This window comes from Anaerobacillus sp. ABR4_321 (genome assembly GCF_056158505.1).
Map to the genome: position 1 here is coordinate 2,633,999 of NZ_JBSWTK010000001.1, position 15,935 is coordinate 2,649,933.

Genomic DNA, 15,935 nt, shown 5'->3' on the forward strand with positions numbered 1-15,935 from the left:
AAATACCTCCTTATACCGGTTCCAGATCGCTTACTTTTGTCGGCTTCACATTACCGTTCTTAGCCTGCTGGAACACTTCCAGTGCTGCATCATCATCTTTGTATCCTTGTTCTTTTAACTCTTCTAGTGAAGCTGTAATCTTCTTAAATTCTTTCGGAATCACTTTAACAAATTGACCTACGAATTCATTCCAGTTCTGTAAGATCCGAATTGCTTTTGGACTATCAGTATTATAGGCATGTTCCTGTACTAGCTTTTTCACTTCAAGAATCTCTTCATAATTCGTTAAGGATTCCATATGCACTAATTCAGGATTAACATTTTCGAGAAATGCGTCTTTGTTGTCACTCAGTACATACGCGACTCCACCTGACATTCCAGCTGCAAAGTTCTTACCAGTTGATCCGAGTACTACGACACGGCCGCCGGTCATGTATTCACAACCGTTGTCGCCAATGCCCTCAACAACAGCTTTCACGCCACTATTTCGTACACAGAATCGTTCGCCGGCAAGACCACTGATATATGCTTCACCAGATGTTGCACCATAAAAGGCAACGTTTCCGATAATTGTATTTTGATCTCGTTCAAATGTAGAGAGCTTTGAAGGATGGATGATCAGTTTACCACCTGATAGTCCTTTACCAACGTAGTCGTTCGCGTCTCCTTCGAGTCTCATCGTTACGCCATTTGGAACAAAAGCTCCAAAGCTTTGACCAGCTGATCCATTGAAATTCAACTTAATCGTTTCTTCAGGTAACCCCTCTTCACCATAGCGTTTTGTGATTTCATGACCAAGCATTGCTCCCGCTACGCGATTCGTATTGTGTATACTGAACGTTCCTTCGAAGGACTTCTTCTCTTCAATCGCTCCTAAACAAGCTGGAATAATAGAAGTACGGTCGAGTGCTGCATCAAGGTTATGATCTTGGTTTCGTTGATGGAACGTACCAACTTCATCAGACATGTGAGGGCGATATAGCAATGGTTCTAGGTTTAAAAAGCCTGCTTTCCAGTGTTCCTTTGTTCGACGACTCACTTCGAGTACATTCGTCTTTCCAATCATTTCTTCTATTGATCTGAATCCAAGTTCAGCCATAATCTCACGAACTTCTTCAGCTATGAATGTTAAATAGTTAACGACATGATCAGGGCTTCCCATGAATTTCTTACGTAATTCTGGGTTTTGTGTAGCGACTCCTACAGGACAGGTGTCGAGGTGACACGCTCTCATTAAAATACAACCAAGAACAACGAGAGGTGCAGTAGAAAAACCGAACTCTTCCGCGCCAAGTAGCGCCGCCATGACAACGTCTCGACCAGTCATCATCTTACCGTCTGCTTCTAAAACGACGCGATCACGTAGGTCATTCAGCACTAGCGTTTGGTGTGTTTCAGCTAATCCTAATTCCCATGGTAATCCTGCGTGCCTAATACTTGTTCGAGGAGAAGCACCGGAACCACCTTCATAGCCACTTATAAGAATGCAATCTGCCAATCCTTTAGCAACTCCAGCGGCAATCGTACCAACGCCCGCTTTCGCAACGAGTTTTACACTGATGCGAGCTGAAGGGTTTGCATTCTTCAAATCATGAATTAACTGTGCTAAGTCTTCAATCGAATAGATGTCATGGTGAGGAGGTGGAGAGATCAATCCTACACCCGGAGTCGATCCACGTACTTCAGCGATCCATGGATATACCTTCTTACCTGGTAGTTGACCACCTTCACCAGGTTTAGCACCTTGTGCCATCTTGATTTGAATTTCATCCGCATTTGTTAAATAGTGACTAGAAACGCCGAATCGACCAGAAGCAACCTGTTTGATCGCACTTCTACGAAGATCACCATTTTCATCTGCTTTGAAACGGGATGGATGTTCTCCACCCTCACCACTATTACTTTTCCCTCCGATACGGTTCATCGCGATCGCAAGCGCTTCATGTGCTTCTTCGCTAAGTGCACCATAGCTCATCGCGCCCGTTTTGAAACGTCTAGTGATCGATTCAACACTTTCAACTTCCTCGATCGGAACAGAGCCATTCGATTGAAAATCAAAAGCTTGCCTTAAATATGTTAAGTTTTCTTCATGTGCCATCGACGAGAACGTTTTGTAGAGCTCATAATTATTGCTTCTTGCTGCATGTTGAAGGGTGTGAATCGTTTTTGGATTGAAAGAATGGTGCTCTCCTCCCCTTCTCCACTGCATGTCACTTCCTGTTTCAAGCGTCACATCCTCATACTCTGAGTCGTGATATGCGAAATGATGTCTTAGTAAAGTTTCCTTAGCAATAACATCGATCGGGATCCCATCGATTTGAGATGCTGTGCCAGCAAAGTAGCGGTCGATGACTTCATTACTAATTCCGATCGCTTCGAAGATTTGAGCACCTCTATAGCTTTGAATCGTGGATATACCCATTTTAGACATCACTTTAACGATTCCTGACGTGGCAGCATCAATATAGTTATCGATCGCATCTTTAAATGAGAATCCTTGAATCGTGCCGTCACTCAGCATATGAGCGATGGATTCGTATGCTAGATAAGGATAAATCGCATCAGCACCATAACCGATCAACATAGCGAATTGGTGAACATCCCTTGCTTCGCCTGTTTCGATAATAATACTCACTTTTGTTCTAGTTTCTTTCTTGATCAAGTGATGGTGTAGCCCACTTATTGCCAATAACGAAGGGATTGCCGTCATATCTTGACCTACGCCACTATCAGATAAGACGAGAATGCTCTTTCCATTTTGTATCGCACGATCAGCCTTTTTAAAAAGTGCTAAAAGTGCATGCTCCATTTCCGTTTCTCCACGTGATGGATCAAACAATAAGTTAAGTGTTTCAGCCTGCATACTATCATCATGAAGGTTCTGGACTGCATCAAATTTACCCTTTGTCAGAATTGGTGTTTCGAGGCGAATTCTTCTGCAGCTTTCTTTATCTGTATCAAGTAAGTTCCCTTCTGGTCCTAATAGCGTCATCGTTGACGTGACGGATTCCTCACGAATAGAATCGATCGGTGGATTTGTTACTTGTGCAAACAGTTGCTTGAAATAGTTAAATAATAGCTGTGGACGATCCGACAACACTGCAAGTGGAACGTCATTCCCCATCGAACCGATCGGATCTTTCTTTTCCGTAACCATCGGTGCAATATTCTTCGTTAATTCTTCATACGTGAATCCAAATGCTCGTTGTATCTGAACAAGTTCTTTTTCGTTCCTTAACTCTAGATCAACTTCCTCAGAAGTGAGACTCATCAAATTATTAGTCAGCCAATCACGGTACGGGTATTCAGTTGCGATTTCTTCTTTGATTTCCTCATCGTAGACTAATCTCTTTTGTTCAAAATCCACCATCAGCATTTTTCCTGGGCTTAGGCGGCCTTTCTCAATGATTTTTTCTTCGTCTATTTCGATGACGCCAACTTCTGACGAAAGAATGAACGTATTATCATCAGTAACGACATATCGAGCAGGACGTAATCCGTTTCGATCCAGCATCGCTCCAATCTGACGACCATTCGTGAACGCAATTGCTGTAGGACCATCCCATGGTTCCATCAAACAACTATGGTATTCATAAAATGCCTTCTTCGGATCTTGCATCGTCGTGTCTTTATCCCAAGGCTCAGGAATCATCATCATCGCTGCGTGTGGAAGTGATCTTCCTGATAAAGTTAAAAACTCCAAGCAGTTATCAAGTGAGGAAGAGTCACTTCCATTTTGACGAATAATCGGTGCGATCTCTTTCATGTCGTCTCCGAACACATTTGATTTCAATGCGCCTTCACGCGCTCTCATCCAATTTACATTACCTCGAAGCGTATTTATTTCACCGTTGTGAATCAAATAGCGGTTTGGATGCGCACGATCCCAGCTAGGAAACGTATTTGTACTAAAACGTGAATGCACCATAGAAAAAGAAGATGTAAAATTCGGATTTTTCAAGTCGAGATAAAACTGATCAAGCTGTTCTGGTGTTAACATTCCTTTATAAACGATTGTATCTTTTGAAAAACTAGCCGCATAATATTTCGTTTTCGCTAACTGTGGATCACGTGAAATTTCTTTTTCTGCTTTTTTGCGAATGACATAAAGCTTTCGTTCGAACGCTTCTTCAGAAATATTACCTTTTTTAATAAATACCTGTCTGATGACTGGTTGAGCAATCCGTGCTGCTTCACCAATCGTTGATTCATCGATTGGAACTTCTCTCCAACCCATTAACTCTTGGCCTGCATCTTTTATCTCATTCTCAAGAATCTTTATAGCTCGTTGGCGAAGATGATTATCTACTGGCAAGAACATCATGCCTACACCGTAAGCGCCTTTTTCCGGTAAATCAAAATCCGTTTCACTTGCAAAAAATTCATGAGGAATTCCTAGCATGATACCTGCACCGTCACCCGTGTCAGGATCGCTTCCCTGCCCTCCGCGGTGATCTAGCTGGCGTAGCATATAAATTCCTTTTTCGATGATGCTGTGCGCCGGCTCATTATTCATATCTGCAATGAGTCCGATACCACATGCGTCATGTTCATGAATCGGATCGTACAATCCTTGCTTTTCCGGAAAGTTACTTCTAACCATAATCCCACTCCTCGCTCTTATCACAAATCGCCATGGTTTATCTCTTTACCGCCATAACGTCTTAATTGTTTAAATATTCTACATTTATTGTACGTTGCATGGACTCATGCTTTCAATATATAATTTAGATATAATCAATCTAATAATGATATGAATTAAAGAAAGGGTTGCATAATATGGAGTTACGGCAGCTATATTACTTTATGGAAGTGGCTAGACGAGAACATGTAACAGAAGCTGCTACCTCACTTCATGTTGCACAGTCAGCTGTAAGTAGACAGATTTCAAACCTAGAATCAGAACTTGGTGTTCAGCTGTTCTTTCGTGAAGGAAGAAACGTAAAGTTGACGCAAGTAGGACACATTTTTAAAGATCATGCTGAGACTGCTATTGCAGAAATTGAAAGAGCGACACAAGCTGTTCATGAATATTTAAACCCCGAAACTGGAACCATTCGTGTGGGATTTCCAAACAGTCTTGCAGCAAAAACCCTCCCCACTGTAATTTCTGCATTTAGGAATGAGCATCCAAGCGTTGGGTTTCAACTTCGTCAAGGTTCCTTACAAGAATTAACTGAGGCAGTCAGTAAAGGCGAAATCGATCTAGCTTTCGTCTCTCCTGTCCCGAAAGATCGTACAGATGTAGAAGGTCATATATTCTTTACAGAGAAGCTTCTCGCCCTCCTTCCGTTTAATCATCCGTTAGCTGACAATCCAATGGTCAGGCTCGGCCAACTGAAGAACGATCCTTTTGTACTGTTTCGTTCTGGATATGCGTTACATCATCTCGTTACTTCAGCATGTCAGCAAGTGGGCTTTAAACCACGTATCGCGTTTGAAGGGGAAGACATCGATACGATTAAAGGCCTTGTTGCGGCAGGTCTCGGAGTGAGCTTGCTGCCTGAAATCACGCTTTCTGAACAATTACCCCCGGAAACGGTCAAGATTGAACTATCCGAGCCCAATGTAACGAGAACAGTTGGGGTAATTATTCCAGTCGGAAGAGATCTCGCTCCATCCGAAAGGAAGTTTTTTGAATTTCTTACCCATTTTTATGAAGTTCTTAACCGCTTTGGCCAATAAATAGGACATCGGATACATATTGCACCATCAAATAGAAAAAGGATGAGACCATGTAGTCTCATCCTTTGGTAATCGAGAAACCTATGACAATAATCGGTGTGCTCCCTATGCCGTAGTCGATTGCACGCTTTCAGCGGACGAACGTCCAAGCCCGAGGTGAAACCCACACCCCGGTCTCGGCCGCCCGTACGACCGCTGGAGTCCGCGATCGTCTCTCTTACTTGATGAGATTTAATTCACTACGAATATCCCGACCAATGGTTTAACAGACGAATATGGGGATTCTTATCTTCCATTTATCCTTCACCTACAATTGAAACGGAGATGATCGTCTATTCTTATCACAATACCGAGGCTTTCTCTACACTAAAAGGATGAGACTTGAGGTCTCATCCCTTTTTATCTATTAGCAATCAAATTACAGATTTTTATCTTACAACACCTTTATATTGATTTTAATACTCTCTAGTCTTAGACGGTAACGTTAAGAAAAACGCTAGTATCATTCCAAGCAGAAATATTACTACGCTTGCTAGGTACATTCTCTCATACCCGGCTAGTACTATACTTTTTTCTATGGAAACAATCGTTTTATCACTTGCTGAAACTGCAATGAACCCTGCTAATATCACTGGACCAAGCGATGTTCCGATCGAACGGAACAAACTAACGAGAGATTGACTTGCACCTGCTTCTTTCTCTGACGTGAGCTCAAACATAATGTAGTTAAGAGGAGTACCCATTGTAAATCCTATGCCGACCCCAGAAAAAATCATACCTATGATAAGCATTAGCCATCCGTTTGCTAGGAAACTAAAAATGAGTGCCCCTATTAAACTCAAACTAAAGCCAGTGAGCACAACTTGTTTCGCTCCCCATTTATCGAGTAAAACACCTCCGATCGGTGCAGCGAATCCAGAAGCAAGAGCTAGGATAACCATGACATACCCCCCTCTTCCGGTTGAAAGCCCCAAAAGCAGCTCTGAAAAAGAAGGGATAAAGATCATGCTTATGATCCCTATTCCGGTAATCGTTGAGATTAACAACGCTAAGACAATATTTCGATTACGGAAATATGAAATGTTGATGATTGGATCACTATGCGAAGCTTCTATCGTTAAGAAAGGATAAACTAAAACAATACTAAAGAGTAATAACGGCCATACTGTTAACGTTGTAAAAGATCCGATAAGGTTATTCGTATCCAAATTTGTCAATCCGAGTAATAACGAAACAATAATGACGGATAGGAAAAGAGCTCCTTTCCAATCAAGCCTCGAACGGTACCCCTTTTGTTCTTCTAACGGCAGCTTTAATGCCATAAGAAAGATGATGAAAGCAATGGGGATATTCATGAAGAAAATCCATCGCCAGCTTACGTGAGCCACTAAAAATCCTCCTACAGCAGGTCCGAGAATAGAAGCGATTCCGAACATGGCTCCTATCAATCCAAGCGCCATTCCTCTCTTCTCTTTAGGAAAACTACTCCCGATAACAGCGTTTGCAATAGGAATAATACCTCCAGCTCCTGCTGCTTGAATCGCTCTTCCTGTTAAAAGCTGTAGAAGTGACCCACTTATACCTGCAATAAGAGAACCGAGAGCTAACAGGAATATCCCAACAAGGAATATTCGCTTCCTACCATAAAGATCTGCCAGTTTACCGATAATCGGCATACTGACTGCGTAAACAAGGGTGTAGATCGTAACGACCCATACAGTAAATTTCAAATCGATATCGAGTTCTTTAACCAATGTGGTTAAAGCAGGGGAAATCACACCTGAGTCTAATGCGCCTAAGAATACTCCTAGGAGGAATGTTAGAAGGAGAAAACGTTGTTGCTTACCCATCATGGTCCACTCCCTTGAGAACAATATTTGGTCTACTTAGACCACAATAATTGCTTGAGTTGTTTGTAATCTTCTACATAAAAGTCTGCTCCATCTGCAGTATTTTGAAATAAACATGTTTTCATCCCAACTTCTTTCGCTGGAATGATATCTAATAAACGGTCACCCACTGCTAAATCTATTTCATGCTTGTTATGTAAATAACGATAAGAAGCTGCGTCTGGTTTTCTTGGATATCCATCATCGCCTGCTACAAGATCGGCAAAAAGATGCTCCATATTAAAATGCTGAAGAATGGTGATGACTTCTTCCCTTGGTTTGTGAGTCATGATGACATTAAGGTCTGATTTGTTCAGAATTTCCGTAACACCTTCAAAAGGAGGCTTCTTATCAGGAGAAAGGGCGTTATCTAACACTCTGAATTCTTCAACTTGTTCCATTGTTAATCCAAATACATTTGTTGCATGCCGAAATGAAACTTTTAACTCTTTCAATATCTCTTCATTTGAAACATGTTCAGGAACAAACCGTTTCATAATACTAACAAAAGCTGGATACGTATCGAATAACGTGCCATCAAAATCCCATAAAATCTTCACGACTTCACTCCTTTACGTTAATCCTAAAGAAAAGCCGCTCGATCGAGCGGCTCTTTCATTAAAACTGAGTTTTTTCCTCTAAAAAGTTCTTTAGTTCAGAGATTGGCATTCTTTGTTGTTCCATTGTATCTCGGTCTCGTACAGTTACTTGCTTATCTTCAAGGGAATCAAAATCGAACGTAATCGCAAATGGTGTACCTACTTCATCGTGTCTGCGGTAACGTTTACCGATCGATCCAGCTTCATCGTAATCCACCATGAAATACTTCGCAAGTTCAGCGTGAACTTCCCTAGCTTCATCCGATAATTTCTTTGAAAGTGGCAATACTGCTGCTTTAAACGGTGCTAAAGCAGGATGAAAATGCATGACACTACGAGACGTGCCATCTTCTAATTCTTGCTCTTCGTACGCTTCGATTAAGAATGCTAGTGTAACGCGGTCTGCCCCTAATGATGGTTCGATGCAATAAGGAACATAGCGCTCGCCTGTTTGCTGATCGTGGTACGTAAAGTCTTCGTTCGAATGTTCCATGTGCTTTTTCAAATCATAATCTGTTCTTGAAGCAACTCCCCATAGTTCACCCCAACCGAATGGGAATTTGTACTCGATATCTGTAGTTGCATTACTATAATGAGAGAGCTCATCTTCAGCGTGCTCACGAAGGCGGATATTATCTTGATCAACGCCAAGATTCAATAGCCAGTTCTTACAGAAATCTTTCCAATACTGGTGCCATTCTAGTTCATCTCCAGGTTTACAGAAGAATTCTAACTCCATTTGCTCAAATTCACGCGTACGGAATGTAAAGTTACCAGGTGTAATCTCATTTCTAAAGCTTTTTCCGACTTGTGCAATTCCGAATGGCACTTTCTTTCTCATCGAACGCTGCACGTTTTTAAAGTTCACGAAAATACCTTGTGCTGTTTCAGGGCGAAGATAAATGTCGCTTGTACTTGAAGTCGTTACCCCTTGCTGTGTTTTAAACATGAGGTCAAATTGACGAATCTCTGTAAAGTCTTGACTGTCACACTCTGGGCACTTAATGTTATGATTTTCAATCAACCGCTCCATCTCTTCAAACGATAATCCGTCAGCAATCATTTCGTTGCCTTCTTCAGAAAGTGCATCTTCAATCAGCTTATCTGCACGATGACGTGTTTTACAGCTCTTACAATCAATCAATGGGTCGTTGAAATTTCCTAGGTGACCAGATGCAACCCAAGTTTTAGGGTTCATCAAGATTGCCGCATCCAGTCCGCTATTGTGAGGAGACTCCTGTACGAACTTCTTCCACCACGCTGCTTTGATGTTGTTCTTAAGTTCTACACCTAATGGACCGTAATCCCAAGTGTTCGCTAAACCTCCGTAAATATCGGAACCAGCGAAAATAAATCCTCTGTGCTTTGAAATGGCAACGATTTGTTCCATCGAAATACTCATCTAAATCTCTCCTTTTTATCATTGTCTAACAACATAAAAAGCTCCCGTCCTCGGACAAAAATTTGTCCGGGGACGAGAGCGTATGCACCCGCGGTTCCACCCCAGTTGATGTGAAAGAACACATCCACTTTACGGTATCAACTCCAGACCGCCGTTTCACTAGACCTTTTTCGGGCTTCCACCGTCCCCGAATCTCTATAAAAAGGGTTACCTAGCTACTATCTGTCCTTCACAGTTGTTAGCTTATATATGTAATTGATATCACATATGATACAAAAAAGTTTCACTTAAAGTCAAGCGCAATCTACTCAGTATTCATAGACTACCCACTTGCCTAACTGTTTACACACATCAGATTCTTTACTTCTAAAAAAAGAGCTATCAATCGATAGCCCTCCGTTTTTGTATACGCACAGGTGTTGGATCTTTTTTGCGGTCGAGAAATGCTCGGATTTCATCTTTTTTCAACCCGATTTCTCGTGCAACTTTCATCAGCATTACCCACTCTTGATCAAGTGCTTGTTCTGGCCTGGTTTTAATCATGGCCACCCTCTCCTCCTTTGATATTTCCAGGAGGACCAGCCGTCATCGTTGAATGTTCTCAACATTAGACCTGTGTCTTTGCGTCCCATTCTTTAGAATGGTTTGCCTTTTTCTGGAGAGTTAGAACAGACACGCACTACAATGTAACGGCAGTGCTAAATCAATAGTAAAAGGGACTAAAAAATGAGAAAGTTTAATAGTTTATACAATTATACTATATTTTAGCAATAATTCAATATATTTTGTATCGATTCTAACACTTTATCTTCTGCATCATAAACTAATCATGTATGATCTTGCTAAAGCTTGATCAGGGAGGGAATCGAATGGAACGAAATCAGATTGGAACCGCATGGCAAGGCACTCACGTCGTTTTACTAAGGTGTACTCCCTTAAACAAAGTTGTAGGATTTTATCCTAGTCTCCATGCACCTACAGAACCTGTAAGTCATCTTTGCAGTGAAGCATTATCGACATACCTCAGCATCGGTTATGTCATATCACATGTACATTCATTACAGGACGGAACGGTCGAGTATATCTTGACAAAAAATTAAAACAGCCCGTCGAGATTGCCTCGACAGGCTGTTTATTAAAAGTCAGATAAGTAATCTTTTACTTGATCTGGATTCTTTGTGTTGGCACTATGAAGATGCCCAACTTTTTTTCCATCTTTATAAACGAGGAGACTTGGAATACCCATCACTTCATTTTCCTCTGTTATTTCAGGGAATTGCTCAATATCAATTTGTGCCCATTGTTTATCGCTATGTTCTTTGATGATATCGTCGATAAATAAGTCAAGGCGTTTACAGTCCGGGCACCAATTCGCTTCGTATTTTAATATCGTCACTTTAGAATCATTGATTAGATTATCATAAGATTGTTTTGATTCGATTTGTTGCATGTAAATCTTCTCCTTTACTCGTTACTATAGGCTAGTATAACTTACAATAAGATCATTTGTCTGTAATTGTGATTACAGTTTTCTATAAAGAGATACCAGTGTTAACGAGTGCTCCAGAAATAACCATGTGGCCACATTCATTAGGGTGTATGCCATCAAAGGACAAAAGCCGTTCTTCATTGCCCTCAAACAAACGATAAGCATCTGCCACTTTTACATCATTATTCTTTGTACATGTTACTAGATTTTGATTAAATCGATTGACCCAATCTTTTGCGAATGAAAGATGAGGATAAGGATTATACAAATTAACGATTCGAATCATAGCAGGCTTCTTTACTGTCATCGATAGGTGGCTTACAATCCAATTCATGTTTGTACAGCATTCTTCGAGCGCTTTCTGGAAAACAGCTTCTTCCTTATTTATAGCAAACTCTTCAGCTGCATCGATCAAATCATTTCCACCGGCCGTAATCGTAATAACATTGGCATGTTCGATCGGTAACGATTGCTCTAGCCAGTCTCTAACGTCGCGAGTAGTTGCTCCATTTCTTGCATATTTTGTTAGGAGAACATTTTCTTCTAACTTATCAAAGATAGCCGAACGATAGTAATCTGGAAAAGTCGGTGAAAAAAGGATTGTGCCTGTACCTAATGTAATAGAATCTCCAATAGCCGAATAAAGAAGATGCGACAAACCATCACCTCTTTCCAAAGATGATTTACTATATTCATCGCACCTATAAAAAGTTCATCTCAACATTCGAGTGATTCTGTATTAAAGTGAACTCAGAGCAGACTTTATTGTTATAGACAAGCAGCGGTACAAGGAATTCTCCGGCCAATTGATAGAGATCTTCTTGTCTTTCTGGCTGTTCAAGGACATTCACTTCATCAAAGGAAATACCTGACTGCTTAAGGAGTCTTTTTGTTTTCTCACATTCAATGCAACTTGTTATCGTGTATAATCGAATATGTTCCATGTTAGACAAGTACCCTCCTAACAATTAGAGTATAACGGTATACGATTTATGATAATGTAAGCTATCTTACTCGTGAAAATGACTTGATTTAAGAACTGAAGGTGATCTTATGGATAAATTGACGATGCTTTCCCAGATAAACTTATTTGATGAAATGGAAATGAATGATTTAGTACAGATCGATCGTGTTAGCGATATGAAGCCAGTTAAAAAAGGAACCATCATCGTAGGACCTACAAAGCCGATGAAAGCGTTATTTTTATTGAAACAAGGAAATGTACGTTTGTATCGCTCCAATGATAGCGGAAAACAATTAACGGTCGATATTCTTGGAGATGGCAACATTTTTGGAGAAACCTCTAGTTTCTCACTAAGTGATGATTCTGTTTATGTTGAAGCGATGACAGACGTTTATTTATGTATTATCGGAAAAGAACAATTTGAAACTTTGCTCTCAGAAAACCCCAAGCTCGCCATAAAATTCATTGAAATACTGTCTTCACGCTTAAAAGAAATTTATGAAATGAGTGAAAACATTGCACTCAGAAGTGTAAAATATCGGGTGTTGTCTTTACTATTAAAACTTAGTGAGAAATTTGGAAAGCGTAAGAACGAATGGCAAACGATCGAGATCAAGCTTACACATTACGACATGGCTACGATGATCGGTTCTACTAGAGAAACTGTCAGTGCCACAATAGGAGACTTGAAAAAAGCTGGATACATAAAGAAGAACCCGTTAACTTTCGCCATACATGCTGAAAAAGCTAACAATTATTTAAGTGAAAATGGAGAGTAAAGATCAGAAATCTACAAACTTAAGCTGCCGAGGAATCCTCGACAGCTTTTTTAGTCATAATGATACTCTATAAAATACAAATCGAATCATTATGATTGCGTTTTTCCATCCGTTCCTTTTTGATTATCTTTTGTTCCTTCTAATTTATCCCATTTAATCGGTCTGTTTAAATTAAGTTTCTTTTTCAAATTCAATAAGCAGTTAAAATGACCAACATACCACTTATCGAATTTCACCATATGAATGGTCTCCCAGTCTCTCATCTCCTTTGTACATCCATCACAATGTATTTCCATTAAAGGCACTTCCTCTTAAGTAGATTTGTTTATTTATATTCAAACTACCAGGAATGTGATTGGTCATTTGTACGTAAAAAAGCGCATCCGTAGATGCGCTTCCTTATCTTACTTTAAATTTTCAGGATTTAATCCATTGAGATAGTCTGGTACAAACTTACCATCTTTTCTTATCAATTCATCATCAAACCAAATTTCTCCTCCACCATATTCAGGTCTTTGAATCAGCACCATGTCCCAGTGAACTGCTGAATCATTTCCGTTTGGTGCTTCGTCATAAGATTGCCCTGGAGTAAAGTGGAACGATCCGTCGATCTTTTCATCGAACAAGATATCTTTCATCGGCTCGCGAATATACGGGTTAACTCCGATTGCGAATTCACCGATATACCTAGCACCTTCATCAGTATCGAGTATGCTGTTCAATCGTTCTGTATCGTTCGCTGTCGCATCGATAATCTTTCCATTTTCAAACGTTAGCTGAACATTTTCGAAAACGAACCCATTGTATGGAGATGGTGTATTGTACGTGATCACGCCATTAACACTATCCACGACAGGGGCGGTAAATACTTCTCCATCAGGGATATTCAGTTGCCCTGCACATTTAATTGCTGGTATATCTTTGATGGAAAAGCTTAAATTCGTATCAGGTGAAACGATTCTTACAGAATCTGCACGATTCATTCGGTCCACAAGTGCATCCATCGCTTCATTCATCTTCGCGTAATCCATCGTACAAACATTAAAATAATAATCTTCAAATGCTTCTGTACTCATACTAGAGAGCTGAGCCATAGATGGGTTAGGATATCTCATTACGACCCACTTCGTATGTTTGACTCGTTGATTACTATGAACCTTTGTTTTATATACCTGATTAAACAATGCCATTTTTGCTTCAGGTACATCAGCAAACTCATTGATGTTGTCCGCGCCGCGAATACCGATATAAGCATCCATGCCTTCCATCTGGCGAAGATCATGTGTAGTCCAAGCTTCGATTTGCTCCTCGGTCGCTTCTAATAATAGTTCACGAATAATCTGATTGTCTCGAAGGTTCACATGTGGAAAGCCGCCTGCTTTATGTACCTCTTTTACTAAGCTCCGAACAAGTGAATTATCGATATTAAATGCTTCGATTAAAACATGCTCACCTTTTTCAATTCTTGTAGAATAGTGAACAAGATTTTCTGCTAATTTCTTAATACGAGAATCGATCATATTCTCCCTCTTTTCATTAATGACTTTACACCTATATTATAAGCGCTCTGTTATCTATCCTTCAAATGATTCGTTAATAACAAAAAACCGGAGAAAGTCTCCGGTCTTCTGTTATTTCGTATTTGGATCGTATTCCATGTAAATCACATGCGTTTTAAGGTACTCGTTTAGACCATGTTTTCCATCCGCACCACCGATTCCAGATTGCCCCATGCCTGCGTGGAACCCTTGAACAGCTTCAAAGTTTTCACGATTAACGTACGTTTCACCATACTTAAGCTCATTAGAAGCTCTCATCACTTCATGAATATTATCACTGAAGATAGAAGATGAAAGACCGTAACGTGTATCGTTAGCCGCTTCAAGAACATGATCGAAATCGCTGTAGATTACGATTGGTAGGACAGGACCGAAAATTTCCTCTTGAATGATCTCCATATCTTGAGAAACGTCCGTTAACACGGTTGGTTCAAAATAATAGCCTTTCTCTCGGTCTATTCTCTTTCCACCCGTTTTCACTACTGCACCTGCTTCAACAGCATTGTTCACCATTTTCTCAACTGATTCAAGCTGTTCTTTGTTAACCAATGGACCGATATCGCATCCTTCTTCATCCAAAGAGTTGCCTACCTTTGTATCTTTAAAGGACTGAGTGATTTTTTCAATAAATTCATCTGCAACGTCTTCGTGGACATATACCCGTTCAGCATTCGTACAAGCCTGGCCGTTATTCGTAATTCTAGAAGTCGTGATTTTCTCAACTGCTAAATCGATATTCGCATGCTTTGTAACGATTGCAGGAGCTTTTCCTCCGAGTTCCAGGTTGACTTTCGTGATATTTTTAGCTGCTGCCTCCATCACTTTTGATCCTGCTGGATAACTCCCGGTTAAACTGATCATCGCAACATCAGGTGAAGATGCGAGCGGATTTCCAATATCAGATCCTTTACCAGTCACGAGGTTGAAGACTCCTTTTGGTAAACCGACTTCATGGATGATTGAAGTGAGTTCACATGCAGTGTTTGGAGTATACTGACTAGGTTTAATAATGATCGGGCACCCGGTTACAAAAGCTGGAGCTACTTTTCTAGCGAAGATGAACATCGGAAAATTCCATGGTACGATTCCCCCAACAACGCCAATTGGCTTTTTGAAGACCATGATGTTCTCATTCGGGCGGTCGCTAGGAAGTACTTCTCCTTCATATCTTCTCGCCCATCCTGCCATGTATCTAAAATAATCGATCGTAAGCTCTACTTCAGCTTTCGAAGCGTCTACCGTCTTTCCGTTTTCTTCAGTGAGCATCGTGATAAACGAATCTTTAGCTTCTTCTATTTTATCTGCAATTTTATATAAGTAATCGGCTCGTTCAATCGAGGTTTTCGCTTCCCACTCTTTTTGAGATGCTTTTGCAGCCGAAATGGCACGTTCGATATCCTTTTCATCCCCAAGCTGAATTTGTGAAATGGTTTCTTCCGTCGCTGGGTTGATGACATCGATCGTTTCTTCACTGTTACTATTCGTAAATTCTCCGTTTATATATAGCTGATACCGTTTCAATTGCAATACCTCCTACGTCTTGATGGAGGATACATTCCCAGGAATAAA

At 40.5% G+C, this 15,935-nt stretch carries 14 protein-coding genes and 1 riboswitch; of the genes, 3 read left to right on the plus strand and 11 right to left on the minus strand.

From position 1 onward, the window contains the following. Positions 1-10: 10 nt before the first annotated feature. Positions 11-4,603: a glutamate synthase large subunit gene (gltB, locus tag ACXADT_RS13690; protein ID WP_270182129.1), complete on the minus strand. Its 4,593-nt coding sequence runs from the start codon at positions 4,601-4,603 to the stop codon at positions 11-13. Positions 4,604-4,779: 176 nt separating this feature from the next. On the opposite strand from gltB, the gene gltC reads away from it, so the two are divergent. Beyond that, positions 4,780-5,685, plus strand: a complete 906-nt coding sequence (gltC, locus tag ACXADT_RS13695; RefSeq protein WP_270182128.1) for a glutamate biosynthesis transcriptional regulator GltC — start codon at positions 4,780-4,782, stop codon at positions 5,683-5,685. A 455-nt stretch (positions 5,686-6,140) separates the two neighbouring features. Here gltC and ACXADT_RS13700 read toward each other — a convergent pair whose 3' ends face one another. The 4 genes from ACXADT_RS13700 to ACXADT_RS13715 all read right to left on the minus strand — a co-directional run bounded on the left by ACXADT_RS13700 (position 6,141) and on the right by ACXADT_RS13715 (position 10,118). Continuing rightward, positions 6,141-7,535 (minus strand): MFS transporter, encoded by a 1,395-nt coding sequence (locus ACXADT_RS13700; protein ID WP_474831622.1) that lies wholly within the window; start codon positions 7,533-7,535, stop codon positions 6,141-6,143. Between the two features lie 32 nt (positions 7,536-7,567). After that, the gene (locus tag ACXADT_RS13705) at positions 7,568-8,134 is read right to left on the minus strand and encodes an HAD-IA family hydrolase (RefSeq protein ID WP_474831624.1); all 567 of its coding nucleotides are present in this window, start codon (positions 8,132-8,134) and stop codon (positions 7,568-7,570) included. A 58-nt stretch (positions 8,135-8,192) separates the two neighbouring features. Next, the gene (locus ACXADT_RS13710; RefSeq protein ID WP_270182125.1) at positions 8,193-9,575 is read right to left on the minus strand and encodes a glycine--tRNA ligase; all 1,383 of its coding nucleotides are present in this window, start codon (positions 9,573-9,575) and stop codon (positions 8,193-8,195) included. Positions 9,576-9,956: 381 nt separating this feature from the next. Then, positions 9,957-10,118: an anti-repressor SinI family protein gene (locus ACXADT_RS13715; protein ID WP_270182124.1), complete on the minus strand. Its 162-nt coding sequence runs from the start codon at positions 10,116-10,118 to the stop codon at positions 9,957-9,959. A 26-nt stretch (positions 10,119-10,144) separates the two neighbouring features. After that, a riboswitch (cyclic di-GMP riboswitch) is annotated at positions 10,145-10,235 on the minus strand. Between the two features lie 209 nt (positions 10,236-10,444). On the opposite strand from ACXADT_RS13715, the gene ACXADT_RS13720 reads away from it, so the two are divergent. Beyond that, on the plus strand, positions 10,445-10,675 hold the full coding sequence (locus ACXADT_RS13720) for a hypothetical protein (protein ID WP_270182123.1): 231 nt from the start codon (positions 10,445-10,447) through the stop codon (positions 10,673-10,675). A 35-nt stretch (positions 10,676-10,710) separates the two neighbouring features. Here ACXADT_RS13720 and ACXADT_RS13725 read toward each other — a convergent pair whose 3' ends face one another. The 3 genes from ACXADT_RS13725 to ACXADT_RS13735 form a co-directional block, all read right to left on the minus strand. Next, a complete protein-coding gene (locus ACXADT_RS13725; protein WP_474811842.1) occupies positions 10,711-11,025 on the minus strand; it encodes a thioredoxin family protein in 315 nt (104 codons plus the stop codon). Between the two features lie 82 nt (positions 11,026-11,107). Continuing rightward, positions 11,108-11,722, minus strand: coding sequence for an SGNH/GDSL hydrolase family protein (locus ACXADT_RS13730; RefSeq protein ID WP_474831625.1), 615 nt, complete (start codon positions 11,720-11,722; stop codon positions 11,108-11,110). A 43-nt stretch (positions 11,723-11,765) separates the two neighbouring features. Beyond that, positions 11,766-12,008 carry a glutaredoxin family protein gene (locus ACXADT_RS13735; protein ID WP_270182366.1) on the minus strand — a complete coding sequence of 81 codons (243 nt, stop codon included), beginning with the start codon at positions 12,006-12,008 and terminating at the stop codon, positions 11,766-11,768. A 109-nt stretch (positions 12,009-12,117) separates the two neighbouring features. Between ACXADT_RS13735 and ACXADT_RS13740 the strand changes: the two genes are divergently transcribed. After that, a complete protein-coding gene (locus tag ACXADT_RS13740) occupies positions 12,118-12,807 on the plus strand; it encodes a Crp/Fnr family transcriptional regulator (RefSeq protein ID WP_270182120.1) in 690 nt (229 codons plus the stop codon). Positions 12,808-12,896: 89 nt separating this feature from the next. Here ACXADT_RS13740 and ACXADT_RS13745 read toward each other — a convergent pair whose 3' ends face one another. The 3 genes from ACXADT_RS13745 to aldA all read right to left on the minus strand — a co-directional run bounded on the left by ACXADT_RS13745 (position 12,897) and on the right by aldA (position 15,887). Then, entirely contained in the window at positions 12,897-13,103 is a 207-nt protein-coding gene (locus ACXADT_RS13745) for a hypothetical protein (protein WP_224882559.1), read from the minus strand. A 108-nt stretch (positions 13,104-13,211) separates the two neighbouring features. Continuing rightward, positions 13,212-14,327, minus strand: coding sequence for an aminopeptidase (locus ACXADT_RS13750; RefSeq protein WP_474811846.1), 1,116 nt, complete (start codon positions 14,325-14,327; stop codon positions 13,212-13,214). Between the two features lie 111 nt (positions 14,328-14,438). Then, a complete protein-coding gene (aldA, locus tag ACXADT_RS13755) occupies positions 14,439-15,887 on the minus strand; it encodes an aldehyde dehydrogenase (RefSeq protein WP_474831627.1) in 1,449 nt (482 codons plus the stop codon). Positions 15,888-15,935 lie beyond the last annotated feature (48 nt).

Bases quoted from the DNA above. Each gene is read 5' to 3' on its own strand.
- gltB (WP_270182129.1), bottom strand. From the start codon at position 4,603: ATGGTTAGAAGTAACTTTCCGGAAAAGCAAGGATTGTACGATCCGATT.
- gltC (WP_270182128.1), top strand. From the start codon at position 4,780: ATGGAGTTACGGCAGCTATATTACTTTATGGAAGTGGCTAGACGAGAA.
- ACXADT_RS13700 (WP_474831622.1), bottom strand. From the start codon at position 7,535: ATGGGTAAGCAACAACGTTTTCTCCTTCTAACATTCCTCCTAGGAGTA.
- ACXADT_RS13710 (WP_270182125.1), bottom strand. From the start codon at position 9,575: ATGAGTATTTCGATGGAACAAATCGTTGCCATTTCAAAGCACAGAGGA.
- ACXADT_RS13715 (WP_270182124.1), bottom strand. From the start codon at position 10,118: ATGATTAAAACCAGGCCAGAACAAGCACTTGATCAAGAGTGGGTAATG.
- ACXADT_RS13720 (WP_270182123.1), top strand. From the start codon at position 10,445: ATGGAACGAAATCAGATTGGAACCGCATGGCAAGGCACTCACGTCGTT.
- ACXADT_RS13725 (WP_474811842.1), bottom strand. From the start codon at position 11,025: ATGCAACAAATCGAATCAAAACAATCTTATGATAATCTAATCAATGAT.
- ACXADT_RS13735 (WP_270182366.1), bottom strand. From the start codon at position 12,008: ATGGAACATATTCGATTATACACGATAACAAGTTGCATTGAATGTGAG.
- ACXADT_RS13740 (WP_270182120.1), top strand. From the start codon at position 12,118: ATGGATAAATTGACGATGCTTTCCCAGATAAACTTATTTGATGAAATG.
- ACXADT_RS13745 (WP_224882559.1), bottom strand. From the start codon at position 13,103: ATGGAAATACATTGTGATGGATGTACAAAGGAGATGAGAGACTGGGAG.
- ACXADT_RS13750 (WP_474811846.1), bottom strand. From the start codon at position 14,327: ATGATCGATTCTCGTATTAAGAAATTAGCAGAAAATCTTGTTCACTAT.